The organism is Blautia massiliensis (ex Liu et al. 2021) (assembly GCF_052064225.1).
Lineage (GTDB): Bacteria > Bacillota > Clostridia > Lachnospirales > Lachnospiraceae > Blautia_A > Blautia_A fusiformis.
Genome location: NZ_JBQHWA010000014.1, coordinates 66,101 through 91,426, shown reverse-complemented (window position 1 = coordinate 91,426; position 25,326 = coordinate 66,101). Strand labels below are relative to the sequence as shown.

At 45.1% G+C, this 25,326-nt stretch carries 22 protein-coding genes; 6 read left to right on the top strand and 16 right to left on the bottom strand.

What is annotated here, in order from left to right:
• Nucleotides 1–315: 315 nt before the first annotated feature.
• Both trkA and ACTNDQ_RS07690 read left to right on the top strand, forming a co-directional pair.
• Nucleotides 316–1,674 (top strand): Trk system potassium transporter TrkA, encoded by a 1,359-nt coding sequence (gene trkA / locus ACTNDQ_RS07695; RefSeq protein WP_173739282.1) that lies wholly within the window; start codon nt 316–318, stop codon nt 1,672–1,674.
• A gap of 12 nt (nt 1,675–1,686) precedes the next feature.
• A complete protein-coding gene (locus ACTNDQ_RS07690; protein ID WP_441064338.1) occupies nt 1,687–3,126 on the top strand; it encodes a TrkH family potassium uptake protein in 1,440 nt (479 codons plus the stop codon).
• Between the two features lie 182 nt (nt 3,127–3,308).
• On the opposite strand, the gene ACTNDQ_RS07685 is transcribed toward ACTNDQ_RS07690, so the two are convergent.
• Nucleotides 3,309–4,244: a radical SAM protein gene (locus ACTNDQ_RS07685; protein ID WP_441064340.1), complete on the bottom strand. Its 936-nt coding sequence runs from the start codon at nt 4,242–4,244 to the stop codon at nt 3,309–3,311.
• A 236-nt stretch (nt 4,245–4,480) separates the two neighbouring features.
• On the opposite strand from ACTNDQ_RS07685, the gene ACTNDQ_RS07680 reads away from it, so the two are divergent.
• Both ACTNDQ_RS07680 and ACTNDQ_RS07675 read left to right on the top strand, forming a co-directional pair.
• Nucleotides 4,481–5,182: a response regulator transcription factor gene (locus ACTNDQ_RS07680; RefSeq protein WP_118369013.1), complete on the top strand. Its 702-nt coding sequence runs from the start codon at nt 4,481–4,483 to the stop codon at nt 5,180–5,182.
• 42 nt (nt 5,183–5,224) lie between these two features.
• On the top strand, nt 5,225–7,909 hold the full coding sequence (locus ACTNDQ_RS07675) for a sensor histidine kinase (RefSeq protein ID WP_441064337.1): 2,685 nt from the start codon (nt 5,225–5,227) through the stop codon (nt 7,907–7,909).
• A gap of 86 nt (nt 7,910–7,995) precedes the next feature.
• Here the strand turns inward: ACTNDQ_RS07675 and ACTNDQ_RS07670 are convergent, their stop codons facing one another.
• The 10 genes from ACTNDQ_RS07670 to ACTNDQ_RS07625 all read right to left on the bottom strand — a co-directional run bounded on the left by ACTNDQ_RS07670 (nt 7,996) and on the right by ACTNDQ_RS07625 (nt 18,704).
• Nucleotides 7,996–8,490: a deoxycytidylate deaminase gene (locus ACTNDQ_RS07670; RefSeq protein ID WP_015527165.1), complete on the bottom strand. Its 495-nt coding sequence runs from the start codon at nt 8,488–8,490 to the stop codon at nt 7,996–7,998.
• A 38-nt stretch (nt 8,491–8,528) separates the two neighbouring features.
• Nucleotides 8,529–8,957 carry a ribose 5-phosphate isomerase B gene (gene rpiB / locus ACTNDQ_RS07665; RefSeq protein ID WP_015527166.1) on the bottom strand — a complete coding sequence of 143 codons (429 nt, stop codon included), beginning with the start codon at nt 8,955–8,957 and terminating at the stop codon, nt 8,529–8,531.
• Nucleotides 8,938–10,020: an L-threonylcarbamoyladenylate synthase gene (locus ACTNDQ_RS07660; protein WP_441064336.1), complete on the bottom strand. Its 1,083-nt coding sequence runs from the start codon at nt 10,018–10,020 to the stop codon at nt 8,938–8,940. The genes rpiB and ACTNDQ_RS07660 overlap by 20 nt, the downstream gene beginning before the upstream one ends.
• A gap of 12 nt (nt 10,021–10,032) precedes the next feature.
• The gene (locus tag ACTNDQ_RS07655; RefSeq protein ID WP_441064335.1) at nt 10,033–10,614 is read right to left on the bottom strand and encodes an HD domain-containing protein; all 582 of its coding nucleotides are present in this window, start codon (nt 10,612–10,614) and stop codon (nt 10,033–10,035) included.
• A 136-nt stretch (nt 10,615–10,750) separates the two neighbouring features.
• Nucleotides 10,751–13,009 carry a DUF2298 domain-containing protein gene (locus ACTNDQ_RS07650; protein WP_441064334.1) on the bottom strand — a complete coding sequence of 753 codons (2,259 nt, stop codon included), beginning with the start codon at nt 13,007–13,009 and terminating at the stop codon, nt 10,751–10,753.
• A gap of 18 nt (nt 13,010–13,027) precedes the next feature.
• Nucleotides 13,028–13,738 carry a glycosyltransferase family 2 protein gene (locus tag ACTNDQ_RS07645; RefSeq protein WP_278795523.1) on the bottom strand — a complete coding sequence of 237 codons (711 nt, stop codon included), beginning with the start codon at nt 13,736–13,738 and terminating at the stop codon, nt 13,028–13,030.
• Complete coding sequence (locus ACTNDQ_RS07640; RefSeq protein ID WP_441064333.1) at nt 13,728–15,725, bottom strand: hypothetical protein; 1,998 nt, start codon at nt 15,723–15,725, stop codon at nt 13,728–13,730. The genes ACTNDQ_RS07645 and ACTNDQ_RS07640 overlap by 11 nt, the downstream gene beginning before the upstream one ends.
• Before the next feature lie 69 nt (nt 15,726–15,794).
• Nucleotides 15,795–16,517, bottom strand: a complete 723-nt coding sequence (locus tag ACTNDQ_RS07635) for an N-acetylmuramoyl-L-alanine amidase (protein ID WP_441064332.1) — start codon at nt 16,515–16,517, stop codon at nt 15,795–15,797.
• An 82-nt stretch (nt 16,518–16,599) separates the two neighbouring features.
• Nucleotides 16,600–18,249 carry a glycosyl hydrolase family 18 protein gene (locus ACTNDQ_RS07630; RefSeq protein WP_441064331.1) on the bottom strand — a complete coding sequence of 550 codons (1,650 nt, stop codon included), beginning with the start codon at nt 18,247–18,249 and terminating at the stop codon, nt 16,600–16,602.
• A 185-nt stretch (nt 18,250–18,434) separates the two neighbouring features.
• Complete coding sequence (locus ACTNDQ_RS07625) at nt 18,435–18,704, bottom strand: hypothetical protein (protein WP_021651392.1); 270 nt, start codon at nt 18,702–18,704, stop codon at nt 18,435–18,437.
• A gap of 360 nt (nt 18,705–19,064) precedes the next feature.
• On the opposite strand from ACTNDQ_RS07625, the gene ACTNDQ_RS07620 reads away from it, so the two are divergent.
• Nucleotides 19,065–19,832 carry an adaptor protein MecA gene (locus tag ACTNDQ_RS07620; RefSeq protein WP_441064330.1) on the top strand — a complete coding sequence of 256 codons (768 nt, stop codon included), beginning with the start codon at nt 19,065–19,067 and terminating at the stop codon, nt 19,830–19,832.
• Nucleotides 19,833–19,938: 106 nt separating this feature from the next.
• Here ACTNDQ_RS07620 and ACTNDQ_RS07615 read toward each other — a convergent pair whose 3' ends face one another.
• Nucleotides 19,939–20,139: a DUF1858 domain-containing protein gene (locus ACTNDQ_RS07615; protein ID WP_015527179.1), complete on the bottom strand. Its 201-nt coding sequence runs from the start codon at nt 20,137–20,139 to the stop codon at nt 19,939–19,941.
• Between the two features lie 207 nt (nt 20,140–20,346).
• On the opposite strand from ACTNDQ_RS07615, the gene ACTNDQ_RS07610 reads away from it, so the two are divergent.
• Nucleotides 20,347–20,517, top strand: a complete 171-nt coding sequence (locus tag ACTNDQ_RS07610) for a DUF362 domain-containing protein (protein ID WP_015527180.1) — start codon at nt 20,347–20,349, stop codon at nt 20,515–20,517.
• 46 nt (nt 20,518–20,563) lie between these two features.
• Here the strand turns inward: ACTNDQ_RS07610 and ACTNDQ_RS07605 are convergent, their stop codons facing one another.
• The 4 genes from ACTNDQ_RS07605 to ACTNDQ_RS07590 all read right to left on the bottom strand — a co-directional run bounded on the left by ACTNDQ_RS07605 (nt 20,564) and on the right by ACTNDQ_RS07590 (nt 25,189).
• Entirely contained in the window at nt 20,564–21,133 is a 570-nt protein-coding gene (locus ACTNDQ_RS07605; RefSeq protein ID WP_278795526.1) for a MerR family transcriptional regulator, read from the bottom strand.
• A 226-nt stretch (nt 21,134–21,359) separates the two neighbouring features.
• Entirely contained in the window at nt 21,360–22,688 is a 1,329-nt protein-coding gene (gene dnaB, locus ACTNDQ_RS07600) for a replicative DNA helicase (protein WP_015527183.1), read from the bottom strand.
• Between the two features lie 3 nt (nt 22,689–22,691).
• Nucleotides 22,692–23,138: a 50S ribosomal protein L9 gene (gene rplI, locus ACTNDQ_RS07595; protein ID WP_015527184.1), complete on the bottom strand. Its 447-nt coding sequence runs from the start codon at nt 23,136–23,138 to the stop codon at nt 22,692–22,694.
• Nucleotides 23,139–23,140: 2 nt separating this feature from the next.
• Nucleotides 23,141–25,189 carry a DHH family phosphoesterase gene (locus ACTNDQ_RS07590; protein WP_279198817.1) on the bottom strand — a complete coding sequence of 683 codons (2,049 nt, stop codon included), beginning with the start codon at nt 25,187–25,189 and terminating at the stop codon, nt 23,141–23,143.
• Nucleotides 25,190–25,326: the final 137 nt, after the last annotated feature.

The following is a 25,326-nucleotide window of genomic DNA, read 5'->3' as shown; positions in this document are numbered from 1 at the left end:
TTTTGATGTTGTTATGCGCACAATAATCACCTCTGTCACTATTATACCATATATCACTAAATATTACTATATAATAAAAATAAAAATTTGACAAAAAAATAAGCCTATTTCAAGGCTTTGCAGTACTTTTTTGGATTTCAATGTGTCAAACTCCCGCATATATCTATCTTTCTGCCATTTTTTTCTATATATACAGGAAAATATTACTGTTTAAAAATCAGATATACAGTGCTATAATATCCTTGCCTATCTTTACACGGATGGGCGCTTTTACTTATGATTTGTATCCCTGACCGGCTATTGAAGGAGGAAATTATGCAGGTAATTATTGTAGGCTGCGGAAAAGTCGGTAGAAATCTTGCAGAGCAGCTTCAGGCAGAGGATATTGATATCACTCTTGTCGACGTTATTGCCGACAAGATCAATGATCTCTGCGAAAATATCGACGCTATGGGAATCGTCGGTAATGGTGCCAGCATCAATACTTTAATGGAGGCAGGTGTTGATACTGCAGATATCCTGATCGCAGTTACCGCTTCTGACGAGCTGAACCTTCTCTGCTGTCTGATCGCGCAGAAGGCCAACCACTGTCAGACCATCGCCCGCGTCCGTAACCCCATTTATGAAAAAGAAATCGGATTCATCAAAGAACGTCTTGGTGTTACCATGATCATTAACCCGGAGCTTGCCGCTGCCCAGGAAATTTCACGGCTTCTCCGTTTTCCATCTGCGATCAAGATTGACACCTTTGCACGTGGTCGTGTAGAACTTCTCAAGTTTAAAGTTCTCCCGGAATTCAAGCTGGACGGAATGAGCGTTTCCCAGATCTCAGATGCTTTCCGAAGTGATATTCTGGTCTGCGCGATTGAAAGCCGTGACAATGTATCCATTCCTGGTGGTGATCACATTATACACGACGGAGATATGGTTTCCATTCTGGCCTCTCCGCTTAATGCAGCGGCATTTTTCCGTAAGATCGGTCTCAAGACCAATCAGGTCAAAAACTGTATCATCGTAGGTGGCGGAACCATTTCCTATTATCTTGCCCATGCACTTCTGGGTATGAAGATCAGTGTCAAGATCATCGAGCAGAACAAAAATCGCTGCGAGCACTTAAGCGAACTGCTTCCAGATGCAACTATCATCAATGGTGACGGAACGAACCGTTCTCTTCTTCTCGAAGAAGGACTTTCCGAGTCCGAATCCTTTGTCACTCTGACAAATCTGGATGAGGAAAATGTATTTCTTGCTCTCTTTGCCAAAAGCATCTCCGATGCCAAGCTGGTTGCCAAGGTCAACCGTCTGGAATTTGATGATGTCATCGACTCCCTGGATATCGGAAGTGTCATCTACCCGAAAAATATCACTGCTGATTATATCCTGCAGTATGTCCGTGCCACTCAGAACAGCATCGGCAGCAACGTAGAAACCCTTTATCATATTCTGGATGGCAATGCAGAAGCACTGGAATTTGCGATCCGTGAGGAATCTGCCGTAACTTATATCCCTCTTGCAGAGTTGAATCTCCGCAAAAATCTTCTGGTGGGATGCCTGAACCGCAACGGCCGCATCCGCATTCCCCGTGGTCAGGATATGATCCAGGTGGGAGATACCGTGATCATCGTAACCACTCACAAGGGGCTTCGCGACATCACAGATATACTTGAAAAATAGAGGTACTGACAAATGAATTATTCGATTATTATTTATATCCTGGGATGGATCATGAATGTGGAGGCTGTCTGTATGCTGGTTCCCGGCATCACTGCCCTTATCTACCGCGAAAAATCCGGTATTGCCTTCCTGATCACGATCCTGGCATGTCTGACCATCGGTGTTCCTCTGGTCAGCCGCAAGCCCTCCAAAAAAGCATTCTATGCCCGTGAAGGTCTTGTTACCACTGCCTTAAGCTGGATCGTTCTCAGTATTGTCGGCGCTGTGCCTTTTGTACTAAGCGGAGCTATCCCCGATCCGATCGATGCTTTTTTTGAGATCGTTTCCGGTTTTACCACAACCGGTTCCAGTATCCTTTCTGATCCAACACAGATGTCTTACTGCATCAACATCTGGAGATGCTTTTCCCACTGGATCGGCGGTATGGGGGTTCTGGTATTTATCCTGACACTGCTGCCCCTGGCAGGTGGCTATCATATGAACCTTATGAAGGCAGAAAGCCCCGGTCCTTCCGTAGGAAAGCTTCTTCCAAAAGTCCAGTCAACTGCCAAGATCCTGTACAAGATCTACATTGCACTCACTGTTGCACTGATCATCCTCCTGCTTCTTGGGGGGATGCCTCTTTACGACAGTCTCTGTGCAGCATTTGGAACTGCCGGAACCGGTGGGTTCGGAATCAAATCCGACAGTATGGGAAGTTACAGCTTATATATTCAGATCGTCATCACTATCTTTATGATCCTGTTTGGCGTTAACTTCAATGTCTATTTTCTTCTTCTCACCAGGAAGTTTTCTCAGGCATTGAAATCTGAAGAGGTCCGCTGCTACTTCTTTGTGATCATCGCTTCTGCCCTGATGATCACATTCAATGTCCGACATCTGTTTGACAATGTGTGGGAAGCACTTCAACAGGCATTTTTCCAGGTTGGTTCTATTATCACCACCACCGGTTATGCCACTACGGATTTTAACCAGTGGCCTGCGGTATCCAGAACGATTCTGGTACTGCTTACCTTCTGTGGTGCCTGTTCCGGCAGTACAGGCGGCGGAATCAAGATTTCCCGTCTTCTGCTTCTTGCAAAATCCGTCCGCAAGGAACTGCATCTTTATCTGCATCCCAATGCAGTAAAAAAGATCAAAATGGACGGAAAAGCGGTGTCTCACGAAGTTATGCGTGCCACCAATATTTATATGATCGTTTATCTGATGATCGTGGCTGCATCTATCTTTATCATCAGTTTTGATGAATTTGATCTTGTAACAAATTTCACAGCCGTAGTCACCACTTTAAACAATGTGGGTCCCGGTCTTTCCCTGATCGGTCCTACCGGAAACTTCGGGATCTTTTCTCCGCTGTCCAAGCTGGTCCTTTCTTTCGATATGCTGGCCGGCCGACTGGAGCTATTTCCGATCCTGATCCTTTTCCTTCGTGAAACCTGGAAGAAATTCTGATAAATATTCGTCATATTTTACTATGTTTGTGGCATAAATTGTTCTTTTCACATTTATTTCAAATGTTAGACACACTTTCTTCACATTTTTACTGTATATTATAAGTCATAGAAGGTGATGAACTTTCTATAATATTTTTCTTTTTCATACGCGCCGGTACGAAAGTACCGGCCTCCTTCCATTTATGGAGTATTTTTTTCCACTCCCTCATAATCGAAATCCGGAATAAAGCTTTCTGAAGCAGTTTCTCCTTCCTGGATAAATCCATTCTGAATCCCCATATCCACAGCAGCATCCAGAACTTTTTCATACTCTCTTTTTGTAACTTTCCGGTTTAATTCCTTAAATTCCACAAATCTTCTCACCGGCGTATACTGATTCATAATACTGATATAAATATCTTCCCCATAGGTTTCATGAAGATACCTCAGAGCCTTTATGGAATTTCCTGTATGTCCCGGCAGGATCAGATGACGGACAATGGTTCCTTTCCGGATGTATCCATCCTCTCCAAACTCACATTTCCCGGTCTGACGCACCATCTCTCCAATTGCAGCCTTTGCAGCCTGCACATAATCCGGCGCATGAGAAAATTTCTGTGCAAGCTCCGGATCCAGATATTTCAGATCCGGAAGATAAATGTCCACATATCCTTCCAGAAGCTTCAGGGTTTCTGTTTTTTCGTACCCGCTGGAATTATACACCACCGGAATATCCAGACCCTTCCTCCGGGCCATATCCAGTGCCTCTATGATCTGTGGTACATAGTGTGCCCCTGTTACCAGATTGATGTTTGCAGCTCCTTTTTCCTTCAGTTCCAGAAAAATCTCTCCAAGCCGTTCCACACTTACAGCCCGTCCCCTGCTCCCCATAGCAATATCATGATTCTGGCAGAAACAGCAGCGCAGCCCGCACCCGGAAAAGAACACTGTCCCGGAGCCTTTTGTTCCGGAGATACAGGGTTCCTCCCACATATGAAGTGCAGCCCTTGCCAGATAAATTCTCTCATCCATGCCACAGAAGCCTTTTTTCCCTGCACTCCGGTCTGCCAGGCATTCTCTTGGACAAAGAGCACAAGCTGACATAATTTCTTCCGTACAGTGCACGCTCCCTGCCATACTGCTGATTTTATTTTCATTCTCCACTTTCACTTTTCTCCTGATCTTTCTTCCACTATCGTTATTTTCTGTTATCTAGTACCAGTTTAGCACATCACGTCTGCTGCCAACAAGGCTTTCTCTGTTTACACTATATCCTTAATATAGTACAATGGATTTCATGGAATCTTAAGAATTTACCCCTTTCGTCTTAATTTCCGGCTGCTATTCTAATAACATCAGGGAGGTACAAAAAAGTGGCTAACATACTTGTTTGCGATGACGACAAAGACATCGTGGAAGCTATCGAAATCTATCTTACGCAGGAAGGTTATCACATTCTGAAAGCCTATGACGGACAGGAAGCGCTGGATATCCTGAACAGCGAAACTGTAGATCTGCTGATCATCGATGTGATGATGCCCCGTCTCGACGGGATCCGGGCAACGGTCAAGATCCGGGAAAGCAATCCTCTGCCCATCATCATCCTGTCCGCAAAATCTGAAGACACGGACAAAATCCTTGGCCTTAACATCGGTGCAGATGACTATATCACCAAACCTTTCAATCCTCTGGAGCTGATCGCCAGGGTAAAATCCCAGCTGCGCCGGTACACACAGCTTGGCTCCGCTGCACCGGCAGCATCAGAACACATCTACACAACCGGAGGTCTTACGGTAAACGATGACAAAAAAGAGGTGCTGGTAGATGGAGAAGCGGTACGGATGACGCCCATCGAATATAATATCCTGCTTCTTCTCATGAAAAATCCCGGACGTGTTTTTTCCACCACACAGATCTACGAGAGCATCTGGAATGAAGATGCTCTGGCCGCGGATAACACGGTAGCCGTCCACGTCCGTCACATTCGCGAAAAGATTGAAATCAACCCCAGGGATCCCCGCTATCTGAAAGTTGTCTGGGGCCTGGGTTATAAAATCGAAAAACTGAGCCGGTGAGCCAGCCGGCCATGAAGTATCTGTGCTTCAGAAAGGGGTATTATGAATAAAAATAAACATACGGAAAAAAAACGTTCATTTATGCGCATTCCTGCTCTTGTCCTTGCCCTTATCCTGCCTCTGATCATGGTCTTTTCAGCGGCACTGGTGATCCAGGCAGGTATCCGGATGGACTCTGCCGAGGATCTTAAAACAAAGGATTATTTCCAGACCTCTGCTTTTGCTGACAGCTTTTACTCAAAAGCTTCCACGATCCTGTCCGGAATCTCAGCCAGAGAAATCCTGGATAAAACAAACGAAGATGCATACATTGATCTCGGAGAGCTTTATAACGGAGATTCCCTCTCCTTCAAAAACACCTCCGGACTAGCCTATTCCTTCAATGATCTTAAGGAATGGAGCTCACAGAGTATCCATTCCAATGATGACTGGATCGTCCTGGGCCTTACCACCCCGGATGGTGAAATAAAATATATGTACTATTCCGATTTCAAAAAAGCTCTGGAAGACGGAACCCTGCAGCTAAATGCCAACTCCGGTGCCCTGAAACACGAGGGAATTTCCCAGAAAGACTGGACTGAGAGGATTCTTTCCGCTCTGAACGCCGAATATGCAGACGGCGGCATCCAGTCACAGGAACCTCTGAAAAACATTACAGACAAAAACGGAAACGTGGTTTACACAGACGTAGCAGATATGCTCACTCCGATCCTTGATATCCCCTGTGCACCGGAAGGTTACGACAGTCTCCTGGATTACATGAATTCCACCTCATCCAAAACCAGGAATTTCAAAGGGAACCTGAACGATGCCTTTGAGCAGCTGGATAATGCCCGGGATCTTTTTTCCAGCTGGACAGAAGCTGCTCAGACACTGGATGAGTACAGCAGTGATAATTCCAATATCCATTATGCCTATACGGATAACACCTCACAGAAAATCTTCACAAATACAGATGCAGCCTATACTTCCGACCTGGCTGATATTTCCGGTTTTTCAGACAAAAAGCCTTACGTGTTCCTAAGTGTCAACGAAGCTGCCACAGATGAGAAAAATGCCCGGAATGGTCTTATGAATCTGAACCTTTCCGCTGCTGCAAACTCTTCTGTAGGAAGCTGGATCGATCTCCTTCGAAACTCCACATACGATGAAAACTGCAGTTTTCTTGCCTGGATCGATGATACCAGCCTTCCTGTACAGGATTCCATTAAAACTGACAGACAGCATTTCCTGACTTATCGTACTTTATTTATCCCGGCTGCTGTGATCACCATGATCAGTTTTCTGCTCTTTATCATAGATTTTATCTGGCTTACTGTCCACACCGGAAGAAGAAATTCCGATAGCGGTAATACAGACACGGCTCAGCCAGAACTGAACTTTTTTGACAGAATCTATACGGAAGCAGCAGCCGGACTCGTGTGTATCCCGGCACTTGGTGTATTGACCGCAGGACTGAGCATGCAAGCTTGCACCTATAACCTTGTCTCCTCCCTGATCATCCTGGGTATCACGATTTTCCTGATCACGTGCCTGTTCTGGATCGGCTATTTAAGCCTGATCCGCAGGATCAAAGCTCGCACCCTGTGGAAAAACAGCTTGCTTCGCAAATGCCTGAAGCTTCCCCGTCTGTGTCTTTGTAAAGCCGGTAAACTGATCGATTTTTTCTCCAGGAATACCATCAGCAGAATACGTATGGTAGTGGGACTTGGCGTATTTCTATTCCTTGAATTTTTCTTCAGTGCCCTGCTCGCGGCATCGGATGGATGGTTCCTGATGTTTTTGCTTCTATTCCTTCTGGATCTGGGTGCGCTTTTCTGTGTCTACAAAATTGCTCTTGGACGGGAACTCCTCCTTGATGGCCTGAAACGGATCACCGATGGAGAGCTCACTTACAAGATCCCGGAAAAGGAACTCCGTGGTGATCAGAAAGCAATGGCACAGTATATCAACCGCATTGGTGACGGGCTGGACGCTGCCGTGGAAAAAAGCCTCAAAGATGAGCGTATGAAAACCGAATTGATCACCAATGTCTCCCATGATCTGAAAACGCCGCTGACTTCCATCATCAATTACATTGATCTGCTGAAAAGGCTGAACCTCAAAGATCCGGAAGCACTGAAATATCTTGAGATCCTGGACTCAAAGGCACATCGTCTGAAAAGTCTGACCGAAGATGTAGTGGAAGCTTCCAAAGCCAGTACCGGAAATCTTTCTCTGGAAATGACGGAACTGAACTTTGTGGAAATGCTTTACCAGGTGATGGGTGAATTCGAAGAACGGATGGAAAACAGACATCTGACCCTGATGACACATCTGCCTGATTCTCCTGCCATGATCTATGCCGATGGCAGGCGGATGTGGCGTATCCTTGAAAATCTTTTCGGCAATATTCTGAAATATGCCATGGAGAACACAAGGGTCTATGCAGAAGTTCTTCTGGAAAAAGATCAAGTCATCTTTACCCTGAAAAATATTTCCGCACAGCCTCTGAACATTCCGGCTGAAGAACTGACCGAACGTTTCATCCGCGGCGATGTTGCCAGAAATACAGAAGGCAGCGGACTTGGATTATCCATCGCACAGAGCCTTACCCAGCTTCAAGGTGGCACCTTTAAACTTTATCTGGACGGTGACCTTTTCAAAGTCTGCTTAAGTTTTCCACAGAAGATCTCTCCCACAGCCTTATCCGCACCGGAAGATTCTCATTCCGAAGCACATTCTTAACCATTCATAAAAAACAGCAGCGGAAGCCCTGATGATATGATGGATCAGGAGCCAGGCTGCTGTTTTTCTCTTATTTTTGTTCTCTTTTACACTTTAATGGTGATCTCACGGTCTGTCCGGTTATATTTATAATACCGGACTCCGGCTGCATCCAGCATTTTTTTGGATGCGATCACCGACGGAGTATCTGCATATTTATCACAGTCGTATACGATAGTCCTGATCCCTGCCTGGATAATAGCCTTGGCACATTCGTTGCAGGGAAACAGGGACACATAAAGCTTGGCACCTTCCAGACTTCCTCCCCGGTAGTTCAGGATGGCATTGAGCTCACTGTGTGTCACATAAAGATATTTGGTATCCAGCGGATCTCCTTCTCTTCCCCAGGGAAACTCATCATCGGAGCATCCCTTTGGAAATCCATTGTACCCCATTGACAGGATCTTGTTATCTTCACTTACGATACAGGCACCAACCTGTGAATGCGGGTCCTTGGAACGCATACCGGAAAGCATGGCAACACCCATAAAATACTCATCCCAGGAAAGATATCCCTGTCGTTTCTGTCCTTTTTTATCCATACAGAATCCTCTTTTTCTATTGGTTTCTTACTGATCGATCAATCCTCGATCATGTTGATCCTTCTGATATGACGCTCATCCCCGGAAAATGGTGTATCCAGGAATGTATCCACGATCTTCAGAGCAAGTCCCGGTCCTACTACACGACCGCCCATGGCCAGAATGTTGGCATCGTTATGAAGTCTTGTTGCCTCTGCAGTAAAGCAATCTGTACAAAGTGCAGCACGGATTCCCTTGAATTTATTAGCAGTGATGGAAATTCCGATACCTGTTCCGCAGATCAGGATTCCTTTCTCACACTCACCGTCCACGATCGCCTGTGCTACTTTCTTTCCATAAACAGGATAGTCTACAGATTCCGGACCATTGCATCCAAAATCTTTGTACTCCAGCCCTCTCTCTTCCAGATGCTTCTTTACCTCCTGCATCAGCTCATAGCCGCCATGATCACATCCCAGTGCTATCATTTTCTTTCTCCTCCTCAACGTTGATAATTTTATGACCAGCCGCTTTCAGTAAGCGGTTCATGATCGCCTGTCCCATTCTTGGTGTAAAAAATGCCTCTGAATAAATGGCACTTACATTACAGCTGTCAAAATCACGCAGAACCTCGTACAGATGATGCGCGATCGTTTCTTCCTGCTCCCGGCTTCCGATACTCTTTACGATTCCATGTGAATATCGGCCTTTTGTTTCATCTGTTGCGATGATCCCCACAGTCAGTCCCTTCTTCTCAGCCTCTCCGGCTCTTTTTTCGATCTCCGCGATCACACCCTCTGTGGCCCCCTCCACAATGGCAAGATCTGCCTTTGGTGCATAATGACGGTATTTCATTCCCGGTGCTTTTGGATGGACCTTGCTGTCCGTTTTGATCAGTCCCTTATCCATCCTTACATCTCCAAGTGTTTCCCGGAGCATTTCCAGGGAAATATATCCCGGCCGCAGGACTACCGGTATGTTTTCTGTAAAATCTACGATCGTAGATTCCAGACCGATATTTACCTGTCCTCCATCAATGATCATATCAATGGCTTCTCCCAGATCCTCTGCCACATGTCCCGCTGTCGTAGGACTTGGTCTTCCGGAAGTATTGGCACTTGGCGCTGCCACATATCCGCCAGCCGCAAGGATCAGCTCCTGTGCGATAGGATCACTTGGAAAACGTACTGCCACACTGTCCAGTCCTCCGGTTGTTTCTTTTGGCACGATATCTGCCTTGGGAAGGATCATTGTCAGCGGACCCGGCCAGTATTTCTCAGCCAGTACTCTGGCTTTTTCAGGAACCTCCGTAACGATCTTATCCAGGTCACGGATATCTGCGATATGTACGATCAGCGGATTGTCCGAAGGTCTTCCCTTGGCTGCATAGATCTTCATCGATGCTTTCGGATCCAGGGCATTTCCTCCAAGACCGTATACAGTCTCTGTGGGAAATGCCACAAGCCCGCCGTTTTTCAGGATCTCGCCACCTCTGGCAATTGCCTTTCTGTCTATATTCTCCGCTGTCATAACTGCTATTTCTGCTTTCATTTTACGCTCCATTTACTGTCTGATATAAATCCCCTGCTCTTCAATAAAATCTTCCAGATCCTGAAGGGCATCCTGTGCCCAGGTTTCGGATTTCTGAAAAGTCTCCGGGAAAAACATGTCTTTTACTATTTTTTTACCTGTTTCTGTTTTAAAGATCTTCTCTGCACTTTTATTTATATGTTCTTTATCCAGTCCATCTTCAAAATAATTAACCAGAAAATCAGCTTCCACAAGGATCTGATAATCCAGCCCGTCAATATCCTTATAGGTATGATGATGTCCTACCAGATATTCCACTCTGCGGATCACCCTCTCCTGAAAGCCCAGTGCGGTAAGCATCTCTCTGGCAGCTGCCGGACCTTCTGCTTCCTGCGTCTTTCCATCAGAGCGTCCGTATTTTTCCATACCGACTTTGAGCCCGATATCATGAACGAGAGCCGCAGCTTCCAGAACATACATCGTATCTTCATCCAGCCCCTCACCCTGGCCGATCAGCCTTGAAAGATCATGCACCTTCACAAAATGCTGGATATGCTTCGGATCCCCCTGATAATAATGGATCATTTCCATATAAAGTCTGTCGATTCTGTTCATAATATCCTCCTCTCTGCTGCCATCCTGCAACTGTCACTTTTTTCTGTATACTGCTCAGCAGAAATCTCCTGCTGAGCATATCCGTTAACAGATAGCTACATAATAGTTACATTATAGCGTTATTATGGAAAAAATGTCAATCCTGCTCCACTTTCACAATGTAGGTTCCTGACATATCATCTTCAAAGACAATGCTTCCCAGACTCTGAAGAACACTGTCATTAAGCTCTGTTCCGTATTTTTCTTTTTCCTGTCCTCCTACAAAGATATAGGAAATATCATAACGGCTGATCAGTTTTTTTACCGTCTCTGCATCTGTAGATGTATAAATAGTCTGGATGTCCGCACTTTTTTCATTGAGGTCAGGTACATTATTTCTCCAGAGCCATTCATGCACATACCATCCCAGTACGGTCGGAAGCCCCGTAGATGCAGAAACTCTCTCATATCCGGTATAGCTGTCCCCGTTAGCCTCGAGCACCACAGGAGAGCCCTTGATATTCTGCTTCAGCCAGCGGATTGCCGACGCATCCTGAGGAAAATCCTGCTCAAGAAATGTAGTTGCATCCAGTCCCTGATACTCCGAAACCTTCCAGACATCCCCAAACCAGGAATGCACGGCATTTCCGAAATAGCCCACGGTCCAGAGCAGTACAAAAAGCCCCACACCTGAAAGGATCCGGATGATCTTCTGTCTGGATATCACCAGCATACGATAAATCCCATATCCCATTGTCATTCCGAAAAGGATATATGCCTGATACGTCAGCTTAAACATAGTATTGGCTCTGGCATTTCCATTTTCATAAATATCCCGCACATATACAAGCTCCGGGATCAAAACCAGTCCGATAGCACATAAGCCCATGATCACTGCAAAAAGATCCGGAACTGTGATCGCCTCCAGCAGCCTGTAAAGATTTTTATGCTTCAGTCCCCTCATTTTTTCTGTGATGACAGACAGGATCAGCAAAACAGTAAGGAGCATCGGAAGTCCCCAGAGGATCAGAAGCTGATACCACAGTGAATGATGCTGTGCCAGTGCCACCCCCTGTACCATCGTATCAAATTTCAATGTAAAGGGCAGGATCACCAGATAAGAGAGACCTATGATCTCCACTGCCTGTACGATCGTCACTGCCAGGATCCTGATTATCTTTCCCTCAAATCGTATGATATTTGCGATCAGGACAACTCCACCGGTCACTACAAAATAGATCACAAAATCCCAGTAATTGGTCCACTGGAACATGCCAAGAAAAACTGACGCCAGAAGGATGTGCGGCATCAGAAGCTGTCTCAGCCAGAAAACACTGCGTTCCTGTTTTTCAGGCTCAGGCCCTCTTTTTCGGATCATTTTCAGCCATGCATAGAGCATTCCCACCAGAAATGTCACAAACATCACATTTACCACATGGGCATGAAGATCTCCCAGAACAAAGGAATAGCATGGGAATTCATGTATGGTCTTATCACTGTCATTCACCGGATTATACCCTATGTAACGAGTTGCATCCGGGAACCAGTAGCTGGCTGTTTCTGCCACTCCCTGTATCTTCCGGATCAGCGGCAGTACACAACGGTAGACGATATAATGTACATTTCCCGCGATAGATACTGCAATACCTGCAGTAACTCCTGCCAGTGAAGGAATATATTTCTTCTTTCCATCCAGTCGTCCATACAGCCTGTCCTTCGTCATCTGACGGACCAGGGAAAACGGATACACAAAGGCAAACGCTGCCACAAAGGTACGCATCAGATTATAAGTCACTTCCACTCTGCTTCCTGTAAGCTTCGTAAGAAATACTGAAAAATACTGCCCGCCATAGTAATAATTGATGGTTCCCTGTGAATACCAGAGATCACGTGCAGGAAGAGTTTTGCTCCGCATCATGGCCTCCATGAAGCCATAATCCATAAATTTCTCTGTTCCGTATGCCTGTGGCCGGAATCCTGCCAGATAAGTCCACAGCAGAAAGATCCCAAAAAACAGAAGCTCCTCCCGAAAGATCAGCTGCATCTTTCCTGACGGATAACATTCAATGCCATGCTTCAGCTGAACATGAAAAAGTACAGCACATAAAATGCCAACAGCCACAGATACTCCTACACACACTGCTGCTGTAAAAGAAAGGATTTCCACCGCTACCAGAAGCCAGGTGAGAAATCCGGTAACTGCAATGGCAAGTACCTTTGAAAAAAGCCATCCCCGGTCTTCAAAACCACCAAAAAGCCTTCCTGTGACCGGCATTGCCACCATTCCCATGAACAGTGCAAGCAGCCACCAGGTCCAGAATGTCCATACATCTCCTCCCAGGAGATACGCAGAAAGTACTGTCAGGAGCACTGCTGCAGTCAGCTCCGGAAATAATTCTCTGATCTTTTTTTTCATCCTTCTGTCCCTCCTGTATCAGATCCTGCCCCGCAGACGGATAAAGTCCGCAAATGCCTGTCTTCCGATCTTTATGATCCGTTTCATGTTGATAGAATTTTTTCCGGCCTGTCTCGGTCGGAATGTGATGGGGATATATTCCACATAAAGATGATGTTTTTCATAGATCACGGTCATCAGCACGTTAGAAAGGAAAAATCCGCCTGGGATACGCTTCAGTACTTTGGCGAGCTGTTTTCCATCCATCAGCCGATATGGCGTATTTGCATCTTTTACCCAGGTTCCAAAAATAAGGAAAAGCACAAGCCGCAGTATTCTTGTCACAAAAATCCTGGAAAACCCATCCTCTCTCTTCTGCCGGTAACCGATAAGAAGCCCGCACTTTTGACGTTTTTCCCAGAACTGCCAGAATTCCTCCGGAAGTGTCTGGCCGTCTGAATCCGTCTGAAAAATATAATCGGCACCTTTTTCTACTGCGTAACGATATCCCCTGAGTATTGTTCCTCCATGTCCTTCATTCGGTTTATCGATTCCTATAAGACGGTCATAATTTTTCTGATAATTCTGTATTTTTTTGTAGGTAGCATCTTTGCTGCCATCATTCAGGATCACCAGGCGGCTGTCCCCGCCGATCCTCTCCACTACCGGATACCATTGCTCGATCACGGTCCCGATATTTTTTTCTTCATTATATGCCGGCATAATGATATATAAGCTGTCATGTTTCATAGATTCTTATTCTCCCATCCTCTGAGGTATACACCAGTGGATACGTCTCCCTGATGATATCCTCACGACATTCCTGCTGTTCAAATTCCATATCTTTCTCAAACAGGATATATGTAATCTTTTCCTGTTTTACGGCAGCTTTCAGTAGCTCCGGATCATCCGTGGTATACATGAGCACTGCCTGGCCGGCACGATAGCCCGTATCGTACCCTGCAGACCATGCATAATAAGGCCATCCGCAATACAACATGGCACCGGACATGGTGACCTCGTTCATGGTATATTCCGGTGTCAGCAGAAGATCATTTTTCTTAAGATTTGCACTGAGCCAGTCCGTCAGGCTGCTTTCCATATTTACAGTCATCCTGTGTGCGGAATCGTTGTCTCTTAAGATGATCACGTAATCATAGATCCCCGTTGCACTAAGGCAGATACAAAGGAATGCTGCCGCTGCGCGACCGGCCCATTTCTTCCAGCTGTTTTTCCCTGCAAGGAAAACACATCTTACGATCCATCCCCAGAAAACTGTCACAAAGGCATAGGAAATCATCACATATTTATGATTGACATTGATGTCCGGAGTCAGAGATACCAGAAATGCAAATGCCATTGGAAGCAAACAGCCCATCAGCACTGCCCGCTGACCTCTCTTCAAAAATACTGCTGCCACGATCATTCCCACAAAGAAAAATCCACTGATCTCCACCAGATACCAGAGTACACCGGAAATGCTTTTATTGTCTGCCAGAAAGCCCCAGTAAAAGGATGGACTCATAACACTTCCCGACACAAAGATCTTCGACTGCAGTTCCGAAAAAAACACCGCCAATCCGGCACAGATCACATAATCCAGCTTACCATCAGAAAACACTGCCAGTCCGGCAAGAATCAGAAGTCCGCCAATCAGCGCAGCTCCGTTCCAGAAGGCAGTTAATCCCAGAAACAGTCCCAGAAGGATCGCCGTATCCACATTTCTGCAGATCCAGGCTTTTTTTGTAAAAAAACGGTTACGGACCCACAAAAAGCCCTGCTCCTTGTGACTGCATCCGGCTTCCACCCAATCCATAAAGGTCCATACCGCTACAGCTGCCATCAGAAGGCCGAAAGCCAGATGACGCTGGTTCAGATATACATTGAAATTCCATAATCCCCAGTTTTCATTGGTAGTATAACCGATAAACGCCGTATTTTCTTCCAAAGTCCGTACAAGGTCCCTCGCCTGAAGATGTTCCCACAGATAACGCCAGAACGCTGTTCCGCTGCGGAAAAAAAAGAAAACAATGGCAGCTGCCCCTGCCCAGAAGCTTTTGAACATCCGGTAGCTGATCCCGTAAAGCACCATAAGAAATCCCGCCAGAGACAGGATGCTTACCAGATTATATCCCAGATCAAGACGAAGGCCCAGATACTCCAGATTTCCCACAAGGAACTGGAACATAAAATGATATTTCACATCCTGCCCGCCATAATGCGGATACTGGGTAGGAAAATTATTTCCCCTTGAAAAAGATCGCATCATTGCCGTGTGGGGTGCATAATCTCCGTATACCGAAAAGCCGGAGTACAGAATGCCGTCTTTCATATGGAAAACGTAAAACATCATCCAGGTCACAAAAACCGTCAAAATGCCAAAAAGCAGAAGCTCTTTTTTCAGGATCCATTTTCTGCTGATCATCCGTTCAGATATCACAAACATTTTTTGCTGTTTTTTCTTTTTCCACCGGAAGATTCCCGAAAGCAGCAGGATATCTACCAGAAATACGATCAGATTTCCATAAAAAAGAGGATGCTCTGCCCCCGCGCATATGCTGAACATCCAGGAAAGAATATAGACTGCCCAGGTCAGCATCAGAATTCCCATCCCAAACGCTGCCGGCAGGACCACCCATATCCTGTTTCCTCTTTCAGTTGTTTGACGCGGAAACAGACATCCTGCCATTTCCATTCCTGTTAACATACATAATATAAGATAAATGATTCCAAGCATAGGATTCTCCTTAATTCACGTAAAGTATAGCAGAATCACCTTCCTATGAAAAGGCTATTCACATTTTTTTCAATTATTTTCGTTTTCCTTCTGTTTTTTCAGATATGTAACGATTCCATCAGCCACAGCCTCTGCTACCTTTCTCTGATACTTCTCTGTCTGAAGCAGGGCGGCTTCCTCCGGATTTGTAAGAAATCCACATTCTACGATATTGATCACACCCGGACTTCTCTTCAGAAGATAATAGGTTCTGTTTTCTTTTGCCACCCGCGGCCGTGCAATGGAAAGCTTCCGGTTCATGTTTTCCTGGATCGCAAGTGCCAGTTCTTTTCCGCCTTCCGAATCCTCATAATAAAATACCTGCGGACCTTTTACTCCGGGATCACTGTAGCTGTTCTGGTGGATACTCACAGAAAGCACCGGTTCATATTTCCGGATCTGTTCAATACGATTCTGCAGATCCTGTGCTTTCATATTTTTTGTACTATTTTCATAAAGACCTTTATCTTCTTCCCGGGTCATTACTACGGCAAGGCCTTTTTTTTCCAGGATCGTTTTTAGCTTCATGGCAATATCCAGATTGATCCCTTTTTCCTTCAGTCCACCGATTCCCACCATTCCGGAATCCACACCGCCATGACCGGCATCCACCAGGATCACCTGATCTGCTTTTATATTTCCGGATACATCTATAAGTCTGCCTGCAGTTTCTGCCGCTTCCCATGACAGAATATAAAAACAGACCAGCATAAGAACTGCCATTGCCAATTCTATGAAATGTTTTTTCAACACAAAACACCTCCGGCATATTTATTTTAATATATGTTGCCGGGAGTGTTTTTAGCATTGTGAAGATCACAATGTTTTCTTCTGTTTATGACAGGTTTTCTGTGATCACGCTCCAGATCCCGCTGTTCTCGAATCCAAGCTTCCACTCTGCCACACCTGCCAGTTTGTATTTTTTGATCAGTTTAACCTTTTCCGCAATAGACTTAGAGTCCTCCAGCCAGATCTGGTATGTGGCACCTTCCCCTTCATAGGTTCCATAATTCTGACTTGTCTTCTTGTCCCAGTATGTTTCTGCTCCGTTATCACTGATCGTCTGCTGTGCCTGATCCATACCGATGGCCTCACTTGTCAGTGCACCGCCATCTGTAGTCTTCCAGAGCCTTGTGTAGAACGGAATCGCAAGGATCGTCCGTTGAGCCGCTACTTCTGAAAGCGTATCCTTAACCCCCTGTTCTACCCATGGCAAAGATGCCACAGAACCGGCATCGGAGCCTACGTAATGCTCATCATAACCCATAATGATCACATAATCCACAACCTTGCCCTGCTCCGCACGGTCATAATGACTGGTAAAATCTTCCGGAACCGGATTATCTACAGACAGTACCAAATTATTGGCGTGACACTGGATAGAAAGCTCTCTTAAAAACTGAAGGAAATGGATTCCTATTCCTTCGCTCAAAGATTCAAAGTCAACATTGATTCCATCCAGTCCTGCTTTCAGTGCATAAGTGATCAGCTGATTCTCCAGATTCTGCCTTGAACTGGTTTTTGAAAGAACTTCTGTGGTACTCATGTTCTCATTAAAATTATCCACCAGTCCCCATACCTTCAATCCTTTTTCATGTGCCTGCATCACATACTCCCCAGATGCAAGACTTGAAATATTTCCGGAGTTATCTGTTACAGAAAACCAGGTTGGAGAGATCACATTCACGCCTGTCATATTCTGTACCGCATCTGCGAAATAGCTGTTTGCATCTGTGCTGGTAACCTGGTGCCATGCCAGGTTCACCGGCTCATCCATGGTAAGATATGTATAGGACTCTGTTTTAAAATCCCTTTCATAATCCGTTGTATCCACAGCACTTACTTTTTTCTTCTGAATATAACCGATGTAACCGTCATCGGTTGCCACCTGATCCCAGTCCTCTCCTTCATTCATCAGCCGGAGAACTGTATTCTTCGCCAGTTTGGAAAGGATCGGCGCCTTGATCCCGCCCCGGTAACGGATCACGGTATCTTTCTTCGTGGTCACGGTCTCCACATTGGTAAATTTGTACTGTATCGCAACCCTTGCAGGATCCTGCTCTATATAAGAATCGATATCTGTATACTTTTTTACATAATCCAGTTTCAGATAAACCGTGTCATCCTTCAGCCACACGTTTCCGTCTGCCTTATCTGAAGCCGGTTCCTCTGTGAGACTGGATGGTGTTGCATACAGTATCTTCTTGTTTTCGCTATCCCAGTAATATCTCTGATTCAAATATCCGTTCACTACATCCAGCGGAAGATATACATCTTCTCCTGAGATAAGTGCCTTCTCTTCCAGTTTCTCAGTTCCAAGTATCAACGCAGCCTCACCGTCTGCATTCTGTCCGTAGTATTCTGTCAGATCCATCTGTTTCCTGCTTGGTATAAGCTTATTGATCCCGTAAACAGCCCCTCCGGCAAGAGCGACCAGAACGATCAGCAGACCTACCACAAGGACCGGTATGTGTTTTTTTATCATGTTTTTTTCCTTTCGGTATAAAATGTCATAATTTGTTTCATTATAACATATCTTGTCTACATTTCGTTATAAAAATCGACTTTTAATAATTTTTCACAATTTCTTTAGAATTTCGGTTCCCCGCATGGTATGCATGAGTGCAGGGGATGATCGTTATCCGGGGAACCGTTTTTTCTTATGTACGGTCATTCTTTGCGAATAAGATCAAAGCTTACACAGGCGATATGGCCGTCTTCATCTTCCGTATAATCCCGCATATAGACCCCGTTTTCCGCAATCTGACAGGCTTTTGCGATTTTTTTCGGAGTGCTTGGTGCTCCATTGAGATAAAGAGAAACTCCGTTCTCACGATAAAGCTCCAGCTCCCTTCGAAGGGGTTTTGCGGATTTCTTTTTTTCCTGTGATATATTTGGCGTATCCCGACCTCCTTTCCTGGTTAGATTTTCAGAAAACACCAGCAATGGTTCTCGAAAAGCTGCAACTTCCCTGTTAGGATGATACTTGTAATAAAATATAAATAATAAAATGGGGGGGAATTTCTCTGTGTACCGACAGACTCGCCGATGAATTTCACACAGAATCCTTATCTTCAGAAAAATATGACTTTAAGTTATCGTTACTGTCTTCTTGCTTCCGGGAGGAAACAGCTTTTCTGCTTTTCATTATACCTGATTTCCCTTCAGATGCAAGTCTTTTATAAAAGAATCAGAAATTTTCTTTTTTCTCCGGTTTCTACATCTTTACATCTTGTGTATAACTGTTATATAATACAGTATGTAAAAGATTAAATTTATTTACCTATAGGATGTGATCATATGAAAATAGAAAAAATCAATGAAAATCAGATCCGCTGTACCCTGACGAAAGAAGATCTGGACAGTCATCAGATCCGTATCAGCGAACTTGCATACGGTACCGAAAAAGCCAAACGTCTCTTTCGTGATATGATGCAGCAGGCACAGATACAATTTGGTTTTGAAGCAGATAATATTCCTCTGATGATCGAGGCTATTCCTGTCAATGCCGAAAGTATTATCCTCATTATCACTAAAGTGGAAGATCCTGAAGAACTGGATACACGTTTTTCCAAATTTGCACCCTTCAAGGGCAACAAACCTTCCGATACCGTAGAGATCGATGGCGCTGACAATATCATCGATATCTTCCAGAAGCTCTGTGAATCCAAGCTTAAGGCTCTTTCACAGAAACCGGAAGAAAAAAGGGCGGAAACTTCCGCCTCTCAGGCAACAGAAACTCCGGATGCATCACAGCAGCCGGCTGAGAGTTCTGTAAAGCTTATACGCCTGTACTCTTTCCCGGGGCTGGATGATGTTATTGCCGCATCTCATGGTATGAATGGTTTCTTTACCGGTGATAATACTCTCTATCGTGAAGGAGAAGACGGTGTCTATCAGCTGGTACTTCATCAGTCAGACTGTACACCTGAAGAATTTAACAAGGTCTGCAATATCCTTTCCGAGTATGGCATCGGCCGCGCATTCACACCAGCCGGTGAAGCCTACCTCAGAGAGCACTGTGCACTGATTGCTGATCATGCACTTCAGAAGCTTCTGAATATCTGACAAACCAAATATCCTACAGACAAACAAACCGCTGTCGGAATGCGATCCATATGATCTGCATTTCCCGACAGCGGTCCTTTTGTTTCAGCAAAAAAGCTTCTGTTTATTACTCACCAAGAAAATCATTGATCTGAGCTACGAGGACATCTGCGTCCAGGCCATGGACCATTGCTGCTTCTTCCAGAGATTCCATCTGTGAAGACGGGCAGCCAAGACAATGCATTCCTGCTCTCATCAGGATCGGTGCGATATTCGGGTCTACAGTGAGCAGTTCTCCGATCAGCATGCTCTTTGTAACTTTTGCCATGATTGTATTCTCCTTTACTGTTTTATCGAAATATTTCATTCCGTTCTGCTATTATAATACGAATCCGGAATGGAATCAACGGGTTACGAATTTTCAGTTTTGTTTATAAATTTATACTTGTATTCTTTATGCAGATATATTAGAATGGGAATAGAATCCCTGGTAGGGGATACATACAATACACAATTTAAAAGGAGGATATCAATTATGGCATATGTAATTTCTGACGAGTGCGTTAGCTGTGGAACATGTGAGGGTGAGTGCCCGAACGAGGCTATTTCTCAGGGAGACGAGCATTATGTAATCGACGCAGACGCTTGTGTTGACTGCGGAACATGCGCTGAGGCCTGTCCAGTTGGTGCTATCTCTGCTGAGTAATGCATCATTAGCTTGATAAGCTGCTATAATGAGTGAGGCTGCCGGTTTACCGGCAGCCTTTTCTGTTTTTTTTATTCTTTTTTCCCTCACAGGAAGCTGCCGCTTCTCTTCTTGCCTGCTGCTGCCTGCGGATCGCTTCATCCAGAGAACGACACCTGTACTCTCCTTCTTTCTTTCTCTGCATTTCCTCACGGATCAGGCGTTCCATGATTTCCTGAAACTCCAGTATCTTATCGTTATCTGCTCCGCACTTCTCTGTATTCCCGGATTCTGTTTTTTCCATGAACTCCTTTTCAGATCCCGTTTTTTTCATTGGGATATCTTCAAGCTCAACAGCTTCTCCATCCAGGATCCTGATATCAGATTCTGAAAAATCCGGTGTATCTGTCTTTCTTACCTCCGGTGGGATCAGTGTACGGATTGCTTTCAACTGAAGTCCTTTACTTTTCAGCTCATTTATTTTAAGAAAAAGCTGGATATCAAACGGTGTATAATAGCGATGTCCCAGTTCATTGCGTCCGATCCGAAGCTCCAGTTCTTCCTCCCAGTAACGCAGAACATAAGATTTCACTCCGGTCAGTGTTACGGCCTGTCTGACTGTATATCTTTTTTCCATTGTGAACGCCCCCTTATATAGAGATTCACTGCTGCTGTCTACAGTATAACCCCTGAGATCAGGAAATAGCAAGAATAATCGGTTGACATAATTTTACCAAATATGACTCTTTGCCTATATCCATAGCATCCCGAACTCCACGATCACACAGACAAAAATACAAAAGGCCATCAGGATAACTATAAGCTTTCATCCTGACAGCCTTTCATTTACCGTCTGCACGGCTCTATTTTTTCATATTTACAAACTGGGTATATCTCGGCAGCCATACCAGCTCCACAGTTCCGATAGGACCGTTTCTCTGCTTGGCTATGATAATTTCCGCAATGTCTTTCTTCTCGGTATCTTTGTGATAATAATCATCTCGATAGATAAACATGACCACATCCGCATCCTGCTCAATAGCTCCGGACTCTCGAAGATCCGAAAGCATCGGCCTGTGATCCGGTCTCTGTTCCACTGCACGGCTAAGCTGTGATAACGCAATTACCGGTACATCGATCTCTCTTGCCAACGCTTTCAGCGATCGTGAAATATCTGAAATTTCCTGCTGTCTGGAATCTGATTTTCCACTTCCGCTCATCAGCTGAAGATAATCGATCATGATGATCCCCAGATTATGCTCAAGCTTATATTTTCTGCATTTGGAACGAAGCTCCGCAATGGAGATTCCAGGTGTATCATCAATAATAAGATTGGAGCCACCGATAATATCCGCTCCTTCTACCAGCTTCGTCCAGTCCTCATCTTTCAGATTTCCGGTACGGAGATTCTGGGAATCCACGTGAGATTCCATAGCAAGAAGACGGTTTACCAGCTGCTCCTTGGACATCTCCAGACTGAAAATAGCCACGGTCACATCTTTACGAAACGCCATATACTGGGCAATATTCAATACAAAGGCAGTTTTTCCCATGGAAGGTCGAGCTGCGATCAGTACAAGATCGGACGCGTGCATACCGGAAGTCTTATAATCCAGATCCACAAATCCGGTCGGGATCCCGGTAACGGAGCCCTTCAGCTTGGAAGCCTTCTCAATATTGCTGACTGCATTCAACACAACCTGCTGGATCGGCACATAATCGCTACCATTTGTTCTCTGCAAAATATTAAACAGCTTTTTCTCGGATTCCTCAAGTATGGTTTCCGTACTGTCCTTTTCCAGATAACAGGCATTGGCAACTTCTTCCGTAGTCCGTATCAGCCGCCGGAGAACTGCCTTTTCGCTTACGATATTGGCATAGTATTTCACATTGGCTGATGTAGGAACTGCTGCGATCAGATCACGGACATATTCCATACTGCTGATGTCCGGCGGAAGCTCTTTCTCCTTGAGACGATTCTGCAGAGTGATCAGATCTACCGGCTGTCCCTCATTACAGAGCTCCACCATGGCATCAAAAATGATACCATATTGTTTTTGATAAAAATCATCACTGGTCAGGATCTCGGAAGCCACCAGGATCGCATCACGATCCAGGATCATGGATCCGATCACTGACTGCTCTGCCTCAATACTGTGAGGCAGAATCCTCTTGATCAGTGCTTCTTCCATTGATTACGCCTCTTTTACCCAGACTTTGAGACTTCCGGTTACCTTCGGATGAAGTCGTACCGGAACATTGGTAACACCCAGGTTACGGATCGGATTCTCCAGCTGGAGCTTTTTCTTATCGATATCAAGATTCAGCTGTTTTTTGGCTGCCTCTGAGATTTCTTTTGAGGATACAGAACCGAATGTTCTTCCGCCTTCACCTACCTTCAGAGTAAGGATAACCTCCTTTGTGGAAAGCTCCTCTGCAAATGCCTTGGCAGCGTCCAGGTTTTCCTGTGCAACCTTTTCTTCATTTGCCTTACGGAGTTTCAGGTCATTGAGATTCTTGGATGTAGCTTCAACACCAAGCTTTTTTGGCAGGATCATGTTTCTTGCATATCCGTCACTTACATTTACGATCTGTCCCTTTTTACCCAGGGATTTAACATCTTCCAGAAGAATTACTTTCATTTCTATTTGTCCCCTTCCTGATATAACTGGTCTATAATTTCTTTCAGCATTCTTTCGGTCTCATCCATGGTGTCTTTCACCTGTGCACCGGCAATATTCAGATGTCCGCCGCCGCCCATCCGTTCCATCATGACCTGTACATTCACTTCATCAATGGCTCTGGCACTGATGTAAACCTCATTATTATAGCTGGTAAGAACAAAAGATGCCTTGACTCCTGCGATATTGAGCAGCTCATTGGCCGCCTGTGCTCCTACAACGGTAGGACTTTCCAGACCTTCACTCGGACATCTTGCAATGGCAAAATAATCTCTGTAGATCTCCGCAGTACGAACTGCCTCCGCTCTCGCCTTATAGGAATCAATATTATCCCGGAGCATCTTACGTACACGTGTCACATCTGCTCCGCATCTGCGCAGGAATGCTGCTGCCTCAAAGGTACGCACACCCGCTCTTGTTGTAAAGTTGTTGGTATCGATCATGATACCCGCATAAATACAGTCCGCCTCAATACTGCGAAGCTTCAGCCCGTCTGCAAAATACTGCAGGATCTCTGCGATCATCTCGCAGCTTGAGGATGCATATGGCTCCACATAGGACAGAACTGCATTCTGGATCACCTCGCTGCCGCGGCGGTGATGATCCAATACCACAATGGTCTTTGTCATATAGAGAAGATCCTGGCATTCGGTATAGCTTGGCTTGTTGGTATCCACCACAATTACTACCGTATTGTTATCCACCAGTTCTTTGGCCTGATTACTGTCCACAAACATGGACGGCTCATAATCCGGATTCTCCATAAATCCACTCATCAGCGGCCGAATGGATGTGGTCGGATCATTGATCACAATATGCACCGGCTTACCAAGAGTCTTACCGGCACGGTAAATACCGATCCCAGCTCCCAGAGCATCCACATCTGTGATCTTGTGTCCCATAACCACCACTCGATCCTTGGTGCTCATAAATTCCTTCAGAGCCTGAGCCTTCACTCGTGCCTTCACTCGGGTTGATTTCTCCATCTGCTGTGCCTTGCCGCCAATGTAGGTAATATTATTTTCATTTTTGATCACTACCTGATCACCGCCACGGCCCAGTGCCATCTCAATGGCAATTCTGGCATATTCATAATTCTGGATATACGTAGAAGCATTCAGACCGATTCCAATACTTAATGTCACAGCCATTTCATTTCCGATGTTAACCGTCTTAACCTCATCCAGGATATGAAAACGCTGTTCCTTCAGTGTTTCCAGTGAACTCTGGCGCATGATCAGAAGATATTTATCTTTCTCCAGTTTCTTCACAAGGCCGTCAAAGTTGGAAAAATACTTGGTGATCTTTCGGTCGATCAGTGCGATAAGCAGAGATCTTCTCACATCCTCCACGCTCTCCAGTGCTTCTTCATAATTATCCAGATAAGCCAGTGCTACAACAAGCTTGTTATCCTCATTTTTCTGGATGTATTCCTTAAGCTCTGTTTCATCATAAAGATACATGGCGATCAGACTGACATTCTGGGACATATTCTCCAGAATATCCGCATGGCTGACTACTTCACCCATAGTCACCCGCTGCATGGAAACCCGATAGATCCGATCCCCGAAATGTATACTCATCTCAGAAATTTCCGGTTCATCGGCTACAGGAAGCTTGTCCGGAGTAATATCCGGGAAAACTGTGCTGATATTTTTTTTATAAAACTGATCTCTCCCCGTGATCTCTGAAAAAATACGGTTGGACCAGATCATGCGGCCTTCCATATCCATAATGGCATAAGGAAGCGCCAGTTCTTCCAGCATCCGCTTTTCTACCACATCATACTGATTGGCAAATGCGATCATATCATTGATGATCCGCGGTTTGTGATATCGAAAAAGCTGTACTGCGATAAAAATATAGATCACAGTACCTACAGACACCAGAATTCCGGCCTTTACACTTACAATAAACACCAGCAGGTCCAGCAGCACGACCAGGACCGAAAGGTACAGCGGCCAGCGCATGAAGTGTTTCATAGGCCCCTTGAATTTAACTTTGTTGTTCATTGCTTTTTCCTGTTCTTAATGTAATTTAACCCACAAGTTATTTAACATTATACCAGATTCCTTATTATAATTCCATAGCAATGATAAAATCTGTTTTGCTCATAAAAAAACAGGGCCGCTGCCTCCAGATGACTGCT